General features: G+C 72.2%; 17 protein-coding genes and 1 pseudogene. 5 read left to right on the plus strand and 13 right to left on the minus strand.

Annotation, left to right across the window (positions count from 1 at the left end; all coding sequences use genetic code 11):
* Window positions 1-35: 35 nt before the first annotated feature.
* The 3 genes from ACIRO3_RS07170 to ACIRO3_RS07180 form a co-directional block, all read right to left on the minus strand.
* Entirely contained in the window at window positions 36-485 is a 450-nt protein-coding gene (locus ACIRO3_RS07170; RefSeq protein WP_404133444.1) for a tetratricopeptide repeat protein, read from the minus strand.
* Between the two features lie 61 nt (window positions 486-546).
* Entirely contained in the window at window positions 547-1,413 is an 867-nt protein-coding gene (locus ACIRO3_RS07175; protein WP_404133447.1) for a GNAT family N-acetyltransferase, read from the minus strand.
* Window positions 1,414-1,447: 34 nt separating this feature from the next.
* A complete protein-coding gene (locus tag ACIRO3_RS07180; protein ID WP_361776966.1) occupies window positions 1,448-1,891 on the minus strand; it encodes a hypothetical protein in 444 nt (147 codons plus the stop codon).
* Between the two features lie 111 nt (window positions 1,892-2,002).
* Between ACIRO3_RS07180 and ACIRO3_RS07185 the strand changes: the two are divergent.
* Window positions 2,003-2,159: pseudogene (locus ACIRO3_RS07185) on the plus strand (NAD-dependent deacetylase); the annotation flags it as partial.
* A 28-nt stretch (window positions 2,160-2,187) separates the two neighbouring features.
* Here ACIRO3_RS07185 and ACIRO3_RS07190 read toward each other — a convergent pair.
* The 6 genes from ACIRO3_RS07190 to ACIRO3_RS07215 all read right to left on the minus strand — a co-directional run bounded on the left by ACIRO3_RS07190 (window position 2,188) and on the right by ACIRO3_RS07215 (window position 5,835).
* Window positions 2,188-2,670 (minus strand): VOC family protein, encoded by a 483-nt coding sequence (locus tag ACIRO3_RS07190; RefSeq protein ID WP_404133450.1) that lies wholly within the window; start codon window positions 2,668-2,670, stop codon window positions 2,188-2,190.
* 205 nt (window positions 2,671-2,875) lie between these two features.
* The gene (locus ACIRO3_RS07195) at window positions 2,876-3,250 is read right to left on the minus strand and encodes a hypothetical protein (protein ID WP_053682065.1); all 375 of its coding nucleotides are present in this window, start codon (window positions 3,248-3,250) and stop codon (window positions 2,876-2,878) included.
* Between the two features lie 58 nt (window positions 3,251-3,308).
* Window positions 3,309-3,779, minus strand: a complete 471-nt coding sequence (locus ACIRO3_RS07200; protein ID WP_361776959.1) for a roadblock/LC7 domain-containing protein — start codon at window positions 3,777-3,779, stop codon at window positions 3,309-3,311.
* Window positions 3,780-3,850: 71 nt separating this feature from the next.
* Complete coding sequence (locus ACIRO3_RS07205) at window positions 3,851-4,642, minus strand: transcriptional regulator (protein WP_361776956.1); 792 nt, start codon at window positions 4,640-4,642, stop codon at window positions 3,851-3,853.
* Window positions 4,639-5,043: a hypothetical protein gene (locus ACIRO3_RS07210; protein ID WP_361776953.1), complete on the minus strand. Its 405-nt coding sequence runs from the start codon at window positions 5,041-5,043 to the stop codon at window positions 4,639-4,641. The genes ACIRO3_RS07205 and ACIRO3_RS07210 overlap by 4 nt, the downstream gene beginning before the upstream one ends.
* Window positions 5,044-5,271: 228 nt before the next feature.
* A complete protein-coding gene (locus ACIRO3_RS07215; protein WP_366146847.1) occupies window positions 5,272-5,835 on the minus strand; it encodes a TetR family transcriptional regulator in 564 nt (187 codons plus the stop codon).
* A gap of 132 nt (window positions 5,836-5,967) precedes the next feature.
* On the opposite strand from ACIRO3_RS07215, the gene ACIRO3_RS07220 reads away from it, so the two are divergent.
* Both ACIRO3_RS07220 and ACIRO3_RS07225 read left to right on the plus strand, forming a co-directional pair.
* On the plus strand, window positions 5,968-7,173 hold the full coding sequence (locus tag ACIRO3_RS07220; RefSeq protein ID WP_404133455.1) for a PucR family transcriptional regulator: 1,206 nt from the start codon (window positions 5,968-5,970) through the stop codon (window positions 7,171-7,173).
* A 55-nt stretch (window positions 7,174-7,228) separates the two neighbouring features.
* Complete coding sequence (locus ACIRO3_RS07225; protein ID WP_404133458.1) at window positions 7,229-8,437, plus strand: IS701 family transposase; 1,209 nt, start codon at window positions 7,229-7,231, stop codon at window positions 8,435-8,437.
* 117 nt (window positions 8,438-8,554) lie between these two features.
* Here the strand turns inward: ACIRO3_RS07225 and ACIRO3_RS07230 are convergent, their stop codons facing one another.
* The 3 genes from ACIRO3_RS07230 to ACIRO3_RS07240 all read right to left on the minus strand — a co-directional run bounded on the left by ACIRO3_RS07230 (window position 8,555) and on the right by ACIRO3_RS07240 (window position 13,366).
* Window positions 8,555-10,483 (minus strand): APC family permease, encoded by a 1,929-nt coding sequence (locus ACIRO3_RS07230; RefSeq protein ID WP_366146845.1) that lies wholly within the window; start codon window positions 10,481-10,483, stop codon window positions 8,555-8,557.
* A 14-nt stretch (window positions 10,484-10,497) separates the two neighbouring features.
* The gene (locus tag ACIRO3_RS07235) at window positions 10,498-11,004 is read right to left on the minus strand and encodes a (2Fe-2S)-binding protein (RefSeq protein WP_404133461.1); all 507 of its coding nucleotides are present in this window, start codon (window positions 11,002-11,004) and stop codon (window positions 10,498-10,500) included.
* Between the two features lie 82 nt (window positions 11,005-11,086).
* Window positions 11,087-13,366, minus strand: a complete 2,280-nt coding sequence (locus ACIRO3_RS07240) for a molybdopterin cofactor-binding domain-containing protein (protein ID WP_404133464.1) — start codon at window positions 13,364-13,366, stop codon at window positions 11,087-11,089.
* A gap of 476 nt (window positions 13,367-13,842) precedes the next feature.
* Here ACIRO3_RS07240 and ACIRO3_RS07245 point away from each other — a divergent pair, with 476 nt between their 5' ends.
* Window positions 13,843-15,270 (plus strand): PP2C family protein-serine/threonine phosphatase, encoded by a 1,428-nt coding sequence (locus ACIRO3_RS07245; RefSeq protein ID WP_404133466.1) that lies wholly within the window; start codon window positions 13,843-13,845, stop codon window positions 15,268-15,270.
* 150 nt (window positions 15,271-15,420) lie between these two features.
* Here the strand turns inward: ACIRO3_RS07245 and ACIRO3_RS07250 are convergent, their stop codons facing one another.
* Entirely contained in the window at window positions 15,421-16,908 is a 1,488-nt protein-coding gene (locus tag ACIRO3_RS07250; protein ID WP_361776932.1) for a hypothetical protein, read from the minus strand.
* A gap of 231 nt (window positions 16,909-17,139) precedes the next feature.
* Between ACIRO3_RS07250 and ACIRO3_RS07255 the strand changes: the two genes are divergently transcribed.
* Window positions 17,140-18,264 (plus strand): aminoglycoside phosphotransferase family protein, encoded by a 1,125-nt coding sequence (locus ACIRO3_RS07255; RefSeq protein ID WP_404133469.1) that lies wholly within the window; start codon window positions 17,140-17,142, stop codon window positions 18,262-18,264.
* Window positions 18,265-18,434: the final 170 nt, after the last annotated feature.

Here is an 18,434-nt window from a genome sequence, read left to right on the forward strand (position 1 = left end):
CGGGTCCGGGCGGCGTCGTGCGACCGCCGCCCGGCTCACAGGGGGCTCGTGCCGTCCATGTTGAAGGCGTGCCCGGCACGGAACATCCGCTTCGCGAAGAAGTGACCGTGCTCGGCGGCCATCCGGAACCACGGTTCGGCCTCCGGGAGTCCGTCCCGGAGGTCGACGAGCCGCCCCATGTCCCACATGGCCTCCACGTCGCCCAGGACGATCGCCGCGCGGAGCAGCCGCTCCGCCTCGGCGTAGTCCTCGCCCAGCTTGTGGATCGAGGCGAGGGCGCGCATCGCCCGGGGGTCTCCCGCCTCGGCGGCGGCCCGCGCGTGCTCCACGGACGCGAACTTCCGGCGGTTGCGGCGCCATCGCAGGATGAGCAGGAGGATGCCGATCGCCCAGACCACCCAACCCGCCGTGCTCAGAGCGTCGTTGTCGTTGATCCAGCCGAGGATGCTCAGCACGGCGGCGACGAGCAGGAGCAGAAACGACACGGTGTCTCCCTCGGACTGCGCTCTGCGGACCCGCGCAGACTAGGCGAACTCCCCTTCGCTGTCAGCCCAGTTCGAGACTCGCGACGCCGTACAGTCCCGGCAGGTCGACCGTGGGCGCCGGCCCCGTGTACATCCGGGCGGCCTCGAAGGTCGGGACCAGCCCCAGTTCGGCCATCAGGGCGGTGGCCGTCGGGTTCGCGTCGGGCACGTCCACGGCGATCTCCCCGCCGGGGGCGTGTTCCGCGAGCCGCCGCACCAGGGTCGCGGCCACCTCGGGCGTGGCCGCGTACAGAGGGCCTACGCGGGAGGGTCCGCTGCACGGCCGGACCACGCCGAGTCCCTCGATCCGGCCGTCCCGGACGGCGGCGAGGGCCGTACGGCCCGGCAACCCCGTCCACGCGGAGAGGAACGCGTCGCGTGGCGCGGGAAAGAACCTCCGGTCGTAGGCGGCGAGTTGGGCGAAGGGCAGGGTGCCGGCGTCCACGACACGCATCACACCGTCGTCCACGACACGCGTCGCACCGGCGTCCCCGCCTCGCGGGGCGCCCTCGTGGCGGACGTTGTTCCAGGCCGGACGAAACCCGGATCTGCGGTAGTTGTCCTGCTGCTCGACCACTCCGTCCAATCCCACGAGACGGCCGTCGAGTCGACTCATCGCGGCCTTCCACAGCCGGATGCCGTATCCCTGCCCGCGCCACCGGGGGCGGGCGATGTAGAACCCGATGAAGCCGAAGCCCGTGCCGTAGCGGACGGCGGAGACGCAGGCCACCGGTTCTCCGTGGAGCCGGCCGACGAGGAAGCCGTCGGGATCGGCGACCGCGAAGGCGAAGCGGTCGGTGTCACCCGGATTCCAGCCCTCCTCGTCGGCCCATGCGCGGATCATTTCCATGTCGGCGGCGCTCGCGCCGCCGATCTCGAATCCCGTCATGCCCGGTGTTGTACCAGACGCGCGCGTGCGGGTGTCAGCCCGCGCAGATCACGTCGTCGAGGTGGATCGGCTGGGAGTCGAGCCGTACGTACGCGGTGAAGGTGTCGGTGTGTTCGGTGCCCCAGCCGGTGGTGACGGTGGCCCAGCCGACCCCCGCGGACGCCGCGACCGTGACCGGTCCGACGGCGATGCTGTGGGGTTGCCCCTGCGCGCAGAGCAGCACGTCGCTCTGCGGGTTGTCCCGCTGCTTGTCCTTCAGCACCTGCGAGACGCGACGCTCCCGGCCGTACCGGGAGGGGCCGTGCTTGCCGTAGAAGACGGTGAGGAAGCGGCTGATCTCGGCGGCCGAGTGCCGGTGCGGGCCCGCGGCGACGGCGGGGCCGGGGGCCGGAGCCGGCGCGGGCGCGGCGAGGGCCGGGGCCGGCAGCGCGAGCAGGGAGAGCAGGAGGGCGCCGGTGAGGCGGGGGGTGAGCGTCATGTCCGGTTTGTAGCCGCCCGTCCGTGCCGACGCGGAGGGGCGCGGCCGGGCCTCACCCCAGTGGGGGCCGGATTCGGCCGAGAACCGCCCCTTTCGGCGCAGGCCGGACCCCTGCGGCCCGCCGCCTCGCCGGCCGGGACGGCCGCGGAGGCGGGGGCCCGCCCGATCACCGTGAACACCCGGGGGGACCCCTTACGGCTCCCTCGCCGACGAGGTGATCCGCGAACCGATCGGGACCGCCCTGCCGGCGCTCCTGACTCGGATCGCGGTCTGGGGTCCGTCGCCGCGCACCGCTTCTACACCGCGTCGGCCGCCCGCCGCATCTCCGCGACGTCGAGCTTCTTCATCCGGAGCATGGCGGCACTGGCCCGGGCGGCCCGGCCCGGGTCGGGGTCGCTGATCAAGGCGATGGCCTCGGTGGGGGTGACCTGCCAGGACAGGCCGAACTTGTCCTTGACCCACCCGCAGGCGGACTCCTGGCCGCCGTCCCTCGTCAGGGCCTCGTAGTAGTAGTCCGCCTCCGCCTCGTCGGCGCAGGGGATCTGGAAGGAGACGGCCTCCGTGAAGGGGAACTGCGGGCCGCCGTTGAGGCCGATGAACCGCTGGCCGTTGATCTCGAACTCGATCACCATCACCTCGCCCACCGGCCCGGGTCCGGCGTCGGTGTAACGGCCGATCCGGCCGATCCGGCCGTCCTTGAAGACGGACAGGTAGAAGTCGGCGGCCTCCTCGGCCCGGCCGTCGAACCACAGGCACGTGGTGAAGGGATTGCTGGTCATGACTGCCTCCGGAGTCGTGCGGTGAGGGATCGCGGTGAGGGAAACGCTCCCGCACGTACAGACCGGCCCCGCGCCCGAAACTCATCGGTGGGCGCAGGACGGGTTCCCGTCGCTCCGGATCCCAGCCCCGTGGGTCACGTCTCGCCGGGGCGGACGGCAACACGTCGCACCGTCCGCCACCGCGGCGTTCCCGGGACGAAGGCCGTCAGATCTCCAGGTCGGCTTCGATCTTCTTCAGTTGGTGCCGGGCCATGGCGAGGTTCGCCCGACCGCGATCGAGCGCGAGGTAGAGGAAGAACCCGCTGGACCCCCGCGCCTTCATGAGTCGGATCAGGTGGTACTGACCTCCGAGGGTGATGAGGATGTCCTCGATCTCGTCCTGGAGTCCGAGCATCTCCATCGTGCGCACCTTGGCACGCACCACGTCGGTGTTGCCCGCCGCGGCGACGGCCAGGTCGAGGTCCTTGCCCCCGCCGATGGTGCCGAGCGCCATGCCGCTGCCGTAGTCGACCAGTGCCGCTCCGAGCGCGCCGTCGATGACGGTGGTGGCTTCCTTGAGGGCGGTTTCCACAGTGGCCATGAGAGGTTCCTCTTTCTTCGGTGACTGTCCGGGGTTCTGCCGGGTTCTGTTCGTCTTGTCAGTGGTCGGTGGGGTGTGCGGCTCGGGTCGGCGGAGCCTGGGTGGGCATCGGAGGCGCCACCGGGCCTCGCCGACCGAGGCTGTGCTCGATGAGCTCGGTGATGCGCAGGCTGGATCGGCGGGCCTCCAGGTGGAGCCGGCCGACATTGACGCGCGGCTCGGCGATCAGCGTGAGGACGGCCGCCTCGCCCGCCGCGTAGGTCGCGATGTAGCCGGATTCGCCGCGCACCAGCAGCTCGCGGAAGCCGCCTTGGCCGGTGCTGTCGCTCAGTCGCCGGGCGACACCGAGGGCGGCCGCGGTCAGGGCCGCGACGGACTCGGCCTCGGTGGCGGCGCTGTCGTGGGCGAGCACCAGGCCGTCCACGCTCGCCGCGAGGGCACCGGTGAGCTGGGGAAGGCGGGCCCTCAGCCGCCGGAGTTCGGCGAGTATCTCGGCCTCGGCCTCGGCGTTCACCATCGCCGTGCTCATGTCGGCCTTTCTCCTTTCGGGCTGCCTCCGCTCGGAGCGGTCGGTGCGCAGAACCGGTCGCAGCGGGAGCCTCACAGGCTTGCCTCCAGTGCGTCGCGTAACCGGCGGAGCAGGGCCACGTCCGGGGATTGGGCCTGGGTCATCCAGTCGGGCAGGGGTGTCTCGGCCATGGGTATCGGGGCCGGTGCGTGCGGGGTCTCGACGAGACCGGCCGCCGCGAGTCTGCGCACGTCGAGCAACGTGTGGAAGGCCGGCCGGCCGAGCACCCACGCGAGGTCGGCGGGGGTTCGTCTGCCGTCCGCCTGGTGGAGCAGGAGGCGTTGCCTGGCGGTGATCGTCTGCCCGGGCGCGGCCTGCCGGGGCACCACGGGGGCGGTGTCCAGCAGCGGATAGGGCCAGACGGCGTCCAACAACTCCCGCCGGCGGCGCGTCTCCCGCTCGACGGCGGCCGCGGGAACCGATCGCACGGAACCGATCCAGTGGGTGGCGCCGCGGCGGAACCGGGAGGGGCCGCTGCCCGGCGACAGCGCGAAGAACGCGGCGTCGAAGATCGCGGCGAGATGGCATATCTCCAGCTCGCCGCCCGCCAGGCCGCCGCTGTCCACGAGGTAGCGGGCGACCTGGCGGCGGGCGCCGGCCTGGTTCACGGCGTCGTTCCAGCGCTCGGGGGCGAGTCCGCCGCCGGTGGTGAGCAGGACGTCGAGACCGGGGGTGGAGGGGCTCTCGGCATGCACGACGCGGCCGTCCTCCAGGAACAGGGTGCCGCGGTCGCGCAGCAGGGCGCCGGTGGCGCGTTCGGCGGCGAGGCGGGTCAACAGCGGTGACACTTCGACGGGGTTGGCGGGGAGGGTCGGGACGGTCATCTGAGCACCAGCCCTTCGGCCAGTGCGCGGAGTCTGTGGCGGGCGAGGGCGAGATTGCCGTCGGCGCGGTCGAGCCAGAGGTGCAGGAACACGCTGCTGTCGAAGCTCGTCTCGACGAAGCGCAGTACGTGGTAGCCGCTGCGGGTGGTGACGATCAGGTCCTCGACCGGCGGCCCGGCGGAGTCCGTGGGGCCGGTTTCCCCGGCCTCGGGTGCGAAGGATTCGTACTCGGCGGCCGCCCGGGCCAGTTCGGCGGTCTCGGCGGCGGTGGTCTCGTGGTCTCCGACCGGCGAATCCCCTGCGGTGCCGAGGGCCAGTCCACTGCTCCAGTCCACGAGGGAGGCCCCCCGTGCACCGGGCAGGGCCATGGCTTCGAGCAGACATTCGTCGATCCCGGGCACGCGGGCTCCCCTCCCGGCCAGACGTGCTGGGTGCACGGTCGTACGGCGCGACAGGAGGGAACTTACTCAAGTTCCACACTGTGAAAGGGGGTTCTGGCATTTTCCGCTGGAACATGCGCGATAGCACGTGACAGCGTGGCCGGAACGCGTCGCATTCTGATCAAGAAGCGAACAGAAGAACGTCAACGAGTCGCAGGAAGCCATCCTCGCACCATGCGCGGGCCGATCTCAGTCCGCCGGCCGCCGCGGGAGCAGACGCTCCACCATCGTCTCCAGGAGCCCCTCGACCGGGTACGGGTCCAACAGGCTCGGCACGGTCAGGTCGTCGACGATCAGGCCCAGCATCGCGAAGTACATCAGCACCACGCCCTGCCGGTCCCCCGGGAGGCCCGACTCCAGGTGCCAGGCGACGCTCGCCTCCAGCTCCGCGCCCTGGAACCCGGCCATCTCCACCTGGAGTTCCGGCCGTCGGGTGGCCTCCAGGCGCAGCTCCAGCGCCGCGATGTGCACACTGCGTTCGCGCCTCATCCGGTCGAGCAGTTGCCCCAGCAGCACCTTGGTGTCGAGCGGGCCGACCAGGTCCGCCGGGTCCGGGGTGAGCCGCTCCCGGGACCGGTGCAGGATCTGGACCAGGAGCTGACCCCGGTTCGAGAAGTAGTTCGAGGCGGTCCCGGTGGGAACTCCCGCCTCGGCGTCCACGGCCCGCAGGGTCAACCCGCGCGAGCCCTCGCGCGCCAGGACTTCGATGGCGGCGTCGAGGAGCGCGACGCGACGTTCCGGATTCTGGCGCATGGGGGGATTCCTGGGGCTGGGTACGGGACGGACTTCCTGAGCACTTCAGGTGCAGTGCTCAGGACACGCTAGCGGACGCGGCGGGCTCCGGGCCCTCCCCACCGCCCCCTCCCCCGTGTCACCCTGCCGGTCATGGAGCGGATCATCGAGGAGATACGCGGGGACCTGGACCGCCGCATCGCCGTGGCGGCGGACCGGCTCGCGGACCGCACGCTGACCGAGGACCCCGCGTACGCGGCCCTGCTGGGGCGGACCGAATTACGCGAACGGATCCACCGCCACCTCCGGCAGGCGGTCGACGGCCTGGTCCGCGGGTCCCGGGGCCTGTCGGTGGACCTCTCCGAGTCCCGGGCCACCGGCGCCCTGCGGGCCGAACAGGGACTGCCGCTCGCCTCCTTGCTCCGAGTCCAACGGCACGGCGGCCGACTGTTGTGGCAGACCCTCACCGAGGCGGTGGTCGCGCACGACCGGGCGGCGCTGCCCCGGCTGCTGCCGGGCGCGGTCGTGCTGTGGGACGTACTGGACCAGATGACCGACGCCGCCTCGGACGCGTACCGCCGGGCCGAGTCCCCGCGCGCCGAGCGGGACCGGGAGCTCAGGGCGTCCCTGCTGGACGCGCTGCTCGACGGCACCGGGGCGGCCGACGAGGCCGCCGCCCGGTTGGGGCTGCCCGCGCGGGGCCGGTTCGCCGTGATCGCGCTGGGGCCGTCCGGTCTCCCGGAGGCCGGCCCCGAGCCCGTCTCGCCGCGCGTGCTGTGGCGGACCCGCGCCGACGGGGAGACCGGCCTCGTGGAACTGGGCCACCATCCACTGGAGTCCGTACGGGAGCTGCTCGCCCCGTCGGGGGCGCGGGCCGGGGTCAGCCCCGTCGTGGAGGGGGCCGCCGACCTGGCCCGGGCCCGCCGACTGGCGGTCCTCGCGCTGCGCACCGCCCCCGCCTCGGGCGGCCCGCTCACCGTGCTGCTGGACGAACGGCTCCCGGCGGCGCTGGTGGCGGGGCAGTCCGAACTCGCGGGCCGGCTGCGTCAGGTGGTGCTGGGTCCGGTACTGGCCCTGCCCCCGGAGGACCGCCGGGTGCTGCTGACCACCTTGGGCACGTGGCTGACCTGCCAGGGCTCGACCACCTACGCCGCCCAGCGGTTGTACTGCCACCGCAACACGGTCTCCAACCGGCTGCGCCGTCTGGAGCAGCTGACCGGCCGCTCGCTCTCCGATCCGGCCCAGGTGGTGGAACTGGCCCTGGCACACGCGGCGGTGATCCAGCACGCCTCGGCGGAACCGGGGCCGTCGCGCGCCGCCCGGCCGCGGGCCCGGCATGATCCACAAGACACCCCCTAGTAGTGCTTTGTTAGCCGGTCTTGTCACGTCGGGTGTGTGGTAGTTCGCTGGCTGTATGAGGGCTGGGGAGCTTGCGGCGGTGCGGGTGCGGTTGGAGGAGTTCGCTTCGGAGGTGTTCGCGCCGTTGGTGCGGTCGGACTGGTTGGAGAAGGGCCAGTTGTATCTGCGGGGGCTGTTGCTGGATGGCCGCAGGAAGTCGATGCAGCCGATGGCGGAGCGTCTTGGGGTCGATCATCAGCGGTTGCAGCAGTTCATGACGTCCTCGACCTGGCCGGTCGCCGACGTGCGGGCCCGGCTTGCGTGGCGGGCGGTGCGGGCGGTCCGCCCGCAGGTGTGGGTGGTGGACGACACTGGCTTTCCCAAGGACGGGAAAGCCTCTCCGGGGGTGGCCCGGCAGTACTCCGGCACGTTGGGCAAGGTCGCCAACTGCCAGATCGGGGTGAGTGTCCACGCGGCCTCCGATAGTGCGTCGTGCCCGCTGGCCTGGCGTTTGTTCCTGCCCGTCTCCTGGGATTTACCCGATATGGCCGGCCGCCGGGAAGCCTGCCGGATCCCCGAAGACGAGCATCACCAGCCGAAATGGCGGCTCGCGCTGGACATGCTCGATGAACTCGCCAGGATCGGGCTGCGGCCCGCCGCTCTGATCGCGGACGCGGGTTACGGGGCGAACGCGGACTTCCGTCACGGCCTGGAGGACCGCGGCCTTGCCTACGTGCTCCAGGTGAAAGGCGAGATGACCGCCCACCGCGAGGATGCCGTCCCGCACCAGCCGGCCTATGGCGGACTCGGGCCCCGCCCGCTGCCCCGCTACCGCACCCGTCCGGTCGCCCTGCGCGAGCATGTTCTGGAAGCCGGCCGGGAACAGGGACAGGCCGTGGTCTGGCGCAAGGGCTCCAAAGCCGCCTTGAGCTCGCATTTCGTGCTGTTGCGGGTCCGCCTCGCGGGCCGGCGGCCGAAACCCGCCGCCGACGGCACGATCCCCCTCGTCTGGCTGATCGCCCAGTGGCCCGAGGGCCAGGACGAGCCGGTCAAGTACTGGATCTCCAACCTGCCCGCCGGCATTCCCGCGAAAGACCTGGTCAGGCTCGCGAAGTCACGCTGGCGGATCGAGCACGACTACCGCGAACTGAAAACAGCACTGGGTCTGGACCACTTCGAAGGGCGTTCGTTCACCGGCTGGCACCGCCATGTCACCCTCGTCACCGCCGCCCACCTCTTCCTCACCGAACAGCGGACCTGCCCAAAAGTCCCTGCCAGGACCTGACCCTCTACCAGGCCCTGGACCTCCTCCAACACCTCCTCGCCACCTGGAACGGCCACTGCCCCACCTGCCGACAACCCACCCCACGGCAGCCCTACGACACCAGCTAACAAAGCACTACTAGGCGGGGCCGGTCGGCTTCGCCGACTCCAGGAGGTAGGGGACGTCGATGACCGCGACGCCCGGGGTGAACAGCAACCGGGCCTTCAGCCGGAGCGCGTTCTGGTTGTGCAGGGGCTGCTCCCACCAGTGCCCCACCACGTACTCCGGGATGACCACCGAGAGCATGTCCGTCCCCTCCGCGGCCGCCAGCTCCTGTACGTACTCCAGGACCGGCCCGATCACTTCGCGGTACGGCGAGTGCAGCACCTTCAGCGCGATCCCCGGGTCGTGCCCGGCCCAGGCCTCGCGCAGCCGGTGCGCGTCCTGCGCGTCCGCCGCGACGGTGACGGCCGTGAGGCTGTCGGGCCGCAGGGCCTGCGCGTAGCCGAGCGCCTTCAGCGTCGGGGCGTGCACCGAGGAGACCAGCACCACGACGTGGTGGCGAGCGGGCTTGCGCGGCTTGACGCCGGGGGCGACGGCCACCTGGTCGGCGACGGTGTCGTAGTGGCGCCGGACCCCCTTCATGCCGAGGAAGAGCAGCGGCATCGCGATGACGACCAGCCAGGCGCCGTGCGTGAACTTGGTGATGAGGACGATGACCAGCACCAGGGCGGTCATGGCCGCGCCGACCGCGTTGATGGCGAGCCGGCGGTGGATGTGCACCCGCTCCCCCCTGGCCGTGTCGGGCGAGTCGAGGGCGCGCCTCCAGTGCCGGACCATGCCCGACTGGGACAGGGTGAAGGAGACGAACACGCCGATGATGTAGAGCTGGATGAGGCGCGTCAGTTCGGCGTCGAAGGCGACGATCAGGGCGATGGCGGCCAGCGCGAGCAGCACGACGCCGTTGGAGTACACGAGGCGGTCGCCGCGGTTGAAGAGCTGGCGCGGGGCGTAGCGGTCCTTGGCGAGGATCGAGGCGAGCATCGGGAACCCGTTGAAGGCGGTGTTCGCGGCGAGGATCAGCACCCCGGCGGTGACGGCCTGCAGCAGGTAGAACAGGAAGTGCCAGCTGCCGAAGGTGGCCCGGCCGATCTGCGCGAGCGCGGTGGAGGTCGGCGTCCCGGGGGCGAGGCCGAGTTCCGTCGGGTCGGCCGCGACGTGCACCCGGTACGACATGGCGAGGAAGGTGATCCCGAGGAACATGGTCACGGACAGGACGCCCATGACGGCCAGCGTGTTCGCGGCGTTGCGACTCTTGGGCTTGCGGAAGGCGGGGACGCCGTTGCTGATGGCCTCGACGCCGGTCAGCGCCGTACAGCCCGAGGCGAAGGCGCGCATCACGAGCAGTACCAGGGCCAGGCCCGTGAACGTCTCGGTCTCGATGATCGGCAGGGAGGCGGACTCGGCGCGGATGGTGGCGCCGGTCGCGATCCGTACGGCGGCGACCGCGAACATGACGTAGATGACGAGCACGAAGCCGTAGGTGGGAAGGGCGAAGATCCGGCCCGATTCGCGTACGCCGCGCAGGTTCATCAGGGTCAGCAGCACCACGAAGCCGACCGACAGCACGACTTGGTGGTCGCTGAGCGAGGGGATGGCCGAGGTGATGGCGGCGACGCCGGAGACCACCGAGACGGCGACGGTCAGCACGTAGTCGACGAGGAGGGCGCTGGCGGCGGTCAGCGCCGCCGTCGGGCCGAGGTTCTCGGAGCTGACGATGTAGGCGCCCCCGCCGCCGGGGTAGGCGTGGCAGGTCTGCCGGTAGGAGGCGACGACGACGATCATCAGGAAGACGATGGCGGCGGCCGCGTACCAGGTGAGGTGGAGCAGCGTCACGCCGCCGAGGGCGAGGATCAGCAGGATCTCCTCGGTGGCGTACGCCACCGAGGAGAGCGGGTCGCTGCAGAAGATGGGCAGCGCGAGCCGCTTGGGAAGCAGGGTCTCGCCCAGCCGCGCGGTGTCGAGCGGTTCACCGACCAGCACGCGTTTCGCATTGATACGCCTCATTCAGGCATGATCGGTCAATGTTTGTCCGGTTCGGCCGCTCTGGGGGTTGTGTCGTCCGCCGGTACTGACATCTTCGCGGCCGCGCTGCGGATGGCCTCGCGGATGCGGAAGTAGGTTCCGCAGCGGCAGATGTTGGCGATGGTGTCGATGTCCTCGTCCGTGGGCTCGGCGGTCCGCCGCAGGAGCGCCACCGCGGCCATGATCTGGCCCGGCTGGCAGAAACCGCACTGGGCGACATCCTGTTCGAGCCAGGCCTCCTGCACGGGGTGCAGCTCGTCACCGTTCGCCAGGCCCTCGATGGTGGTCACCGCCTTGCCGGCGCAGGCGGACACCGGCACCACGCAGGGGCGGACGTCCGCGCCGTCGAGGTGGCTGGTGCAGGCCTTGCAGACGTCCACGCCACAGCCGTACTTGGGGCCGCGTACGCCCAGCATGTCGCGGAGCACCCACAGCAGGGGCAGATCGTCCGGAGCGTCGACGGTGACGCTCCGCCCGTTGACGGTGAAGGTGTGCGAGGGCACGGCGCGGCGCTCCTGGGCTGGTGGCGAGAAGGGTGGCGGGCAAACGGGTCGGGCGGCGGGAGAACGGGACGGGCGGCGGGGATCAGGGGCAGACGGGCGGACGAGAGGAGACGGGCTGGCGGGGGTAGGGGGTGAAGTCCACGTCGAAGTCGAGCGGGAAGCTCCGCGGCTTCTTCCCGGTGGCCCGGGCCCAGGCGTTGGCGATCGCCCCCACGGCGGCGGGTACGCCGAGTTCGCCGGCGCCGCCGGGCTCGGCGCCGGTCGCCGGGAGCACGAAGACACGTACGTCCTTCGGGGTGTCGCGTTGCCTCGCCCAGTGGAACTGGCTGTAACTGCCCTCCAGCGGCAGCCCGTTGTCCAGGTGCAGTCCGGCGCGCAGGGTGGTGGAGAGGGCGTCGGTGAGAGCGCCGATCATCTGGGCCTCCAGCCCGCGCGGGTTGACCGGCAGGCCGACGTCCACCGCGATGACGGCCTTGGTGACGCGCACGTGCTCCGGGTCGCGGGTGTCGATCTCGACCAGGCAGGCGGTGCGGGACTTGTACTCCTCGTGGAAGGCGATGCCCTGGGCGCACCCCGCCGGCATCGGTCGCCCCCACTCGCCCTCCCGCGCGGCCTTGTCGAGGACCGCACGCTGGGCGTCGGTCTTCAGGAAGGTGCGCCGGAAGCGGTACGGGTCCTTCCCGATGCGCGCGGCCAGCTCGTCGACGACGATCTCCTCGGCTCCCCGGGTGTTGGCGGAGTACACCGAGCGCCATGAGCCGGTGGGGACCCCCGTGGGCACCTCGGTGAGCGCCTGGGTGGTGAGCCCGAAGTGGTACGGGGACTTGATCGTGGTGAGGAACAGGGTCTGGGCGAGGGTGGCGTTGCCGATGCCGAGCGGCAGGTTCGCCGCGGTGGCGGTGATGATCTCGCCGAGCCCGTGCCGGAAGTCGGTCTCGGCGGCCGCCACCCGGTGTTCGAAGGTGAGCACCTCGCCCAGGGCGTGGGTGGCGCGGATCTTGTGGTGGGTGGCCGGACGCATCCGACCGTGGCGGGTGTCGTCGACCCGGGTCCACATCAGGCGCACCGGGCGGCGGCAGGCCTTGGAGACCCGGGCCGCCTCCAGGGCGGCGTCGAAGAAGAGGCGCCGCCCGAAGGATCCGCCGGCCTGGACCACGTGCACGGTGACCTTGTCGAGCGGCAGTCCGAGTTCGGCGGCGATGGTCTGGCGGGCCACGATCGGGGACTTGAGCCCGGACCAGATCTCGGCCCGCCCGTCCCGTACGTCGGCCACCGCCGAGTTGGTCTCCATCGGGGCGTGGCTGACGAAGGCGAAGTCGAACTCGGCGTCCACGTACGGGGTGAGCAGCGGCGGCACCAGCAGCGGCGGGGTGGCGGCGCGCAGCTTCGTCCGCACCTGCGCGTCCGAGAGCCGGTCGGCGGGGCCGGGGCCCCAGTCGACCCGGAGGGCGGCCTTGGCGTCGAGCGCCTGCCCGAAGGTCTCGGCGACGACGGCGACCCCGGTGGGGATGGTCACCACGTGCAGTACGCCGGGCATGGCCTGGACGGCGGCGAGGTTGGCGACGCTCCGGACGTCGCCGCCGAGGGTGGGCGGGCGGCGCACCACACAGGGCTTGGCGCCGGGCACGTCGAGGTCGAGGGTGTAGCGCAGGGCTCCGGTGACCATGGCCCGGGCGTCGATGCGGCTGGTCGGCTGTCCGACGAGGGTGTGCCGGGCCGGGGGTTTCGGGGTGGCCCCGAGGACGACCAGGCCGGGCGCCGCGGCGGCCGCGGCGAGAGCGCCGTAGTCCGCGGTGCGCCCGTCGGGGGCCCGGACGAGGCCGTTCGCGGTGGTCAGGGTGGAGGCGGAGAGGTTCCAGCGGGCGGCGGCAGCGGCGACGAGCCGGGCCCGGGCGGTGGCGGCGCTCTGGCGGACGGGTCCGTAGAGGGAGCGGATGGCGTTGGAGGATCCGGTGAGCTGGTTGAACAGCAGCTCGGGCCGGGCGTCGTCGAGTTCCACCCGGACGTCGGCCAGCGGGGCGTCCAGTTCCTCCGCGACGAGCATGGCCACGGCGGTGGTGAGGCCTTGGCCGACCTCCTCCCGGGGCAGCCGGAAGCGGATGGTGCCGTCCGCCTCGACGGCGAGGGCCAGCAGGGCGGACGTGGGCGCCCCGGCCAGGATGAACAGGTCGCCGAGATCCACCAGGTCGGCGATCGCGGGCGGGGTCGGGATCACCGCGTGGGCGGCCTGGGGGGCGAGGGAGTCGGACCCGACGCGCGTGACGAGGGCGAGGGTCGGCGCGGCGACGAGGTGGGTGAGGAACGAGCGTCGGCTCCGCCCGGGGTCGCGACGTTGCCCGATGTCGCCGCTCTGACCGCTCATGTCCCCGTGGCCCCGTGTCCCGCGCGGCCCGCGGAACGGACCTCCCCCGATCATTACCGACACGTAGCGTAGCGATCACCGGGTGCGGGGGGAAGCCGTCGGCCGGCGTGACGGGGGTAGCCCGTTCGGGGGTACCTCGCTCGTCCTGGGGACATGAGGTCCGCGCGGGCCCGGCGGCTTCGTGCGCTCGCACACTTCGGGCGCACGCTCGACCCGGCCCTTCCCGGGGGCCGCTTTCCGGCCGGGGGCGGGTAGGGGGCACGGCCCCTCGAATGCGCGGCTCGCGCAGGGGCGCCGGAAGGGTTGACCGGATTCGTTCGCACACCGCCGGCGCCTCCGGGAGGCCCCGAGCATATGCCCGGGGCAAGGCTCTTACGGATGTTGCCAAACCGCTTACGACCCTCGGCCGGCTGTGCCACAGTCGATGCCGGTCCTTCTTTCAGACCTGGCCGTGCCGCGCCTGTATCGGAGTCCTCATGCCGTCCCATCTCTACGCGGACCGTCCCGCGCAGCCCCCCGAGTCGGGACCGGTGGACGCCCTGATCTCACAGACCCGGCGCCTGCGGGGCGAGGTGAACGCGGTGCGCCGCGACGCGGTCGCGGACGACGACGAAGCGCAGGGGCGCTGGCAACGGGCGCTGTGCGACCTCGCGGTGCACCACCTCGACGACCTCGGCCGGCACCTCGGCCAGCTCAAGGAAGGACTGCCGGCCGCCCCCGAGGAGCTCTCCGAACTCCCGTACGGCGCGCCACACTCCCTGCCCGGCGAACCACCGAGCCGGGTCGGGAGCGCCGAGTGGAACCTGCTCACCGACGCGGTGACCTGGTCCGAGGAACTCTTCCGGATCTTCGGCCGGTCCCCCGAGGCGGGCCCGCTGCCCCTCGACGAACTGGGCTCGACCCTGTTCTCCGAGGACCAGCCGGCGCTCACCGCGATGGTCACCGACTGTCTGGTGGACGGGAAGCCGATCGACGGCGAGTTCCGCATCGTCCGGCCCGACGGCCGCGTCCGGACGTTGCACATGAGGGGCGAGCCGGTACTCGACTCCGACGGTTGCACGGCCTCCATGTGGGCCGTGCTGCGGGACGTGAGTGAACTGCGCCGGAGCCAGCGCGCGGTGCGCGAGTCACACGACTCGTTGCAACGCCGCCGGGAGATCGCGCGGACCGAGCACCGGCTGGCGGTCGAGCTGCAGGAAGCCGTGCTCCCCCCGTGGCGCGGCTCCCTGCGGTTCCCGCACCACAGCACCGGCGCGCTGGACGTCGCCGCGCACCACCTGCCCTCCGCGACCGGCTCGCCGATCGGCGGCGACTGGTACGACGCGCTCGAACTGTCAGACGGCCGTTCGCTGTTGACGGTGGGCGACCTCACGGGGCACGGGGTCACCGCCACCTCCGGGATGGCGATGCTCCTCGGCGCCCTGCGCGGGATGGCCATGGCCGGGATCGAGCCGGGACCGCTGATGGGCTGGCTCAACCAGCTCCTGGACACCTCCGTGCAGCCGGCGCTCGGCTCGGCCGTCTGCTGCCGCTACGATCCCGCCCGCCGGCTGCTGTCCTGGGCCCAGGCCGGGCACCCCGCCCCCCTGCTGTTCCGTCGCGGCCGCGGTCGTTCCCTGCGACCGCCGGAGGGCGTGCTGCTGGGGGCGACCTCGGGTGCCGTGTACGGACAGGCCGAGGAGCGACTGGAGGCCGGCGACGTACTGGTCCTGGGCACGGGCGGGCTGACCCCGCGCGGCTTCGGGCTCGACGAAACGGACCGCACCGAGCGGCTGTTGGCGCTCGCGCCGGAGCTCGCCGCAGCCCGGTCGGCGCAGGAGTGCGTACGGCTGGTCACCGAGGAGTTCGGCGAGGACGAACGCGAGGACGACGCCTGCGTACTGGTCGCCCGGGTCGGATCGTAGGGGCGGCCGGAGAGGGCCGGAGAGGGCCTCCTCCTCTTCCTTCGGGATGGTTCTTCCTTCAGGGCCGCGCCCCGGGGCGCGGCCCTTCGTCGCGTGCCCGCGGATGCGCGGGGGGTCTCGTGCGCCGGCCCGACGCCGGCGGCGCGGACCTCACACCGGCCTTGGCGCCACGGGGCTGTTGGGCAGGGCCGACTCGATCTCCTGGCGCAGGTCCTCGATGCGCGCGTATCCGGCGTACTGACCGGTGAGGCGGTACATCTCGCGCAGCCGGTCCCACGTCCGGTGCGAGGAGGTCTCGTTCATCGAGACCAGGGCCAGGCGGGCGTAGCGGTCGGCCTGTTCCGGATCGTCGGCGATGAAGCAGGCCGAGGCCATGGAGATGTAGTCGAAGATCTGGGAGCGCTGGTGCCCCTGCGCGCGCAGTCGCAGCGCCTCGTGGGCGTGCCGCTGGGCGATCGGCGCGACCGAAGGGTCGTGGTCGGCGAGCGTACGGAAGGCCAGGGCCTGCATGCCGTGCAGATCGGCCTCGTCGAAGTGCTGCATCCACGACGGCGGTGGCACGTCGCCCTTGTCGGAGACGAACAGGTCCTCGGCCTCGCCCAGGGTGCGGCGCATGGCCTGTCCCTTGCCCATGGCGGCCTGGGCCCAGGCCTCGATGGTGTGGAGCATGGCGCGCGTGCGCGGCAGGGTCTGCTCCCCGGAGCCGGACTGGGCCAGCTTCATCAGGTCGAGGGCCTCGTTCGGCTTCCCGAGGTGGACCATCTGACGGGCGGCCCGGGACAGGGCCTCGCCGGCGCGCGGCCGGTCGCCGCCCTCGCGCGCCGCGTGGGCGGCGATCACGAAGTACTTCTGCGCGGTGGGTTCGAGACCGACGTCGTGCGACATCCAGCCCGCCAGGACCGCCAGGTTGGCCGCCACCCCCCACAGCCTGCGCTGGAGGTGGTCGGGGTGGCGGTACGCGAGCATGCCGCCCACCTCGTTGAGCTGGCCCACGACGGCCTTGCGCTGGAGTCCGCCACCCCTGGAGGCGTCCCAGGCGCGGAACACCTCGACGGAACGCTCCAGAGCCTCGATCTCCTGGGAGCCGATGGGGGCGGCCTCGTAGCGGTCGTATCCCGCCTGGTCGGCCTGGTAGGCGTTGTCTCCGAAACGCTGCGCGTCCTTGGCGGCGGCGGGGTCGGTGTGCAGCCAGTCGTACATGGCGTTGCTGAGGGCTGAGCCTGCGGTGAGCGCGACTCCCGCGCCCATCAGGCCGCGACGGTTGAGCATGAGGTCCATTCCCGTGAATTCGGTGAGGACCGCGGCTGTGCGTTCGGGCGCCCAGGGCACTCCGTCGGGGTTGTCCTGCGCCCCGTCGGGTTGCCGTTTGGAGGTGCGCCGCTGCCGTACGAACCCGAGGTCCTCAATGGTCACGACACGACCGAGCCGCTCGGTGAACAGTGCTGCCAGTACCGTGGGCACCGGTTCGCGCGGGGTTTCCCCCATGTCGATCCAGCGCCGCACCCGCGAGGTGTCGGTGGCCAGTTGGTGGTGACCCATGGCGGCCGCCTGCCGGTTGACCATCCTCGCCAGTTCGCCCTTCGACCAGCCGGCCAGGCCGAACAGGTCGTTCAGACGGGTGTTTGGACCTTTGCTCACGTCAAGCCCCCAGGTTCTCGGCTGAGTTGACAGTAGCCCCCCGTCAGATGCCCAGCGACTATTCGCCAGGCTTCGCCAGGGCACGCAAGATGGTCCGCCACCCACCGTCGGGTGTCAGGTAGGAATGCGCCTCCCCGACCCGGTCACCGACGGAACTCCCCAGGGTGAAGCACGGGATCCGGCGGGGCGGCGTACGCAACTCGTCGGCGCACGAAGGGAACTGTAAACGCCATGTACGCAGCAACGACCTCCGTGTCCGCACCGGTCCGGCCGCACCGTACGCTCCCGGCCGGTGGCGGCCCCTACCTCGAACCCGGCCGCCCGGTGACCCTGCCCCAGGGCGCCCTCCGGACGCGGCGGATGCCGGGGACCGGAACACAGCCGCCGAGCGGAAGAATCGACCTTTCGGGGCCGCAGGGAGCGCAGTTGCGCACAGCCCTCGCCTCGGTGCAGCGGATCTGTCCGGAGTTCGCACCCGTGCAGGTGCTGCGGCGCAGCGGCCGATCGGTCCTCCTCGTGGGCACGACCGGGCGGATGACGGCCGTCGCGAAGGTGTTACTGGACCATTCGCCGGAATGGCGCGAGCGGTACCGGCACGAAATAGCTGCGTACCGGACCTTCGTCCGCAACCGTCCGCCGGTCCGGGTGCCCCGCCTGATCGCCGCCGACCCGGAGAACTGCGTACTCGTCGTGGAGCGGATGGCGGGCCGGGTCGCCGCGCTCCAGCGGCACCCGGTGGAGGCCCCGCCGCGGGCCGACGTCCGGGCGGCCCTCGGGGCGGTGTGCCGGGTCAACCAGTGGCGTCCGGCGCCCGAGCTGTTCGGGCACCCGATGGACTACGCCCGGCGGCTCACCCGTGACCACGACCTGGGCCTGCTGACCGACCGGGACTACGGCGACCTGCAGAAGCTGTTGCACGGTCTGAAGCTCGCCGGCGCCCCGTGGCAGTTCAACCACGGTGACGCCCTGCTCTCCAACCTGCTGCTGTCCCCGGCCGGCCCGGTGCTCCTGGACTGGGAGCACGCGGGCTGGTACCTGCCCGGCTACGACCTGGCGACGCTGTGGACCGTGCTGGGCGACGCCCCGGCCGCCCGCGGTCAGATCAGTCGGCTGGCGCAGCAGCAGGGTCCGGCGGCGCGGGACGCCTTCCTGGTGAACCTGATGCTGGTGCTGACCCGGGAGATCCGGATGGCCGAGACGGCCGTGCAGCGTTCGATGGCCGCGGCCGCACCCGCCCCGTCGACGCCCGGGGGTCCCCTGTCCTCGGGGGAGGAACAGCGCCTGCTGCTGCGCCGGTTGCACGACGACTGCGGGATGGCCCGCAGGGCGGTGCGCGCGGCGGTCGGCACGCGCTGACCCGGTCGGGTCCGTACGGAGGTCCCCCGGCGGTCACCGCCGGGGGACCTCCACGCGTCCGGGGCCGGTGGCGGGCCGTACCGGGAGGGGTGGCGGCTCTTGCCGGGGTCGGTGGCGGGCCGTGACGGGGCGGGTGGCGGGTCCTGCGGGAAGCGGCGGCGCCGGATGCC

The sequence above is a fragment of the Streptomyces sp. NPDC102278 genome (assembly GCF_044766345.1).
In the GTDB taxonomy this organism is placed as follows: Bacteria; Actinomycetota; Actinomycetes; order Streptomycetales; family Streptomycetaceae; genus Streptomyces.

Bases quoted from the DNA above. Each gene is read 5' to 3' on its own strand.
- ACIRO3_RS07175 (WP_404133447.1), bottom strand. From the start codon at position 1,413: ATGACGGGATTCGAGATCGGCGGCGCGAGCGCCGCCGACATGGAAATG.
- ACIRO3_RS07180 (WP_361776966.1), bottom strand. From the start codon at position 1,891: ATGACGCTCACCCCCCGCCTCACCGGCGCCCTCCTGCTCTCCCTGCTC.
- ACIRO3_RS07190 (WP_404133450.1), bottom strand. From the start codon at position 2,670: ATGACCAGCAATCCCTTCACCACGTGCCTGTGGTTCGACGGCCGGGCC.
- ACIRO3_RS07195 (WP_053682065.1), bottom strand. From the start codon at position 3,250: ATGGCCACTGTGGAAACCGCCCTCAAGGAAGCCACCACCGTCATCGAC.
- ACIRO3_RS07200 (WP_361776959.1), bottom strand. From the start codon at position 3,779: ATGAGCACGGCGATGGTGAACGCCGAGGCCGAGGCCGAGATACTCGCC.
- ACIRO3_RS07205 (WP_361776956.1), bottom strand. From the start codon at position 4,642: ATGACCGTCCCGACCCTCCCCGCCAACCCCGTCGAAGTGTCACCGCTG.
- ACIRO3_RS07215 (WP_366146847.1), bottom strand. From the start codon at position 5,835: ATGCGCCAGAATCCGGAACGTCGCGTCGCGCTCCTCGACGCCGCCATC.
- ACIRO3_RS07220 (WP_404133455.1), top strand. From the start codon at position 5,968: ATGGAGCGGATCATCGAGGAGATACGCGGGGACCTGGACCGCCGCATC.
- ACIRO3_RS07225 (WP_404133458.1), top strand. From the start codon at position 7,229: ATGAGGGCTGGGGAGCTTGCGGCGGTGCGGGTGCGGTTGGAGGAGTTC.
- ACIRO3_RS07230 (WP_366146845.1), bottom strand. From the start codon at position 10,483: ATGAGGCGTATCAATGCGAAACGCGTGCTGGTCGGTGAACCGCTCGAC.
- ACIRO3_RS07240 (WP_404133464.1), bottom strand. From the start codon at position 13,366: ATGAGCGGTCAGAGCGGCGACATCGGGCAACGTCGCGACCCCGGGCGG.
- ACIRO3_RS07245 (WP_404133466.1), top strand. From the start codon at position 13,843: ATGCCGTCCCATCTCTACGCGGACCGTCCCGCGCAGCCCCCCGAGTCG.
- ACIRO3_RS07255 (WP_404133469.1), top strand. From the start codon at position 17,140: ATGTACGCAGCAACGACCTCCGTGTCCGCACCGGTCCGGCCGCACCGT.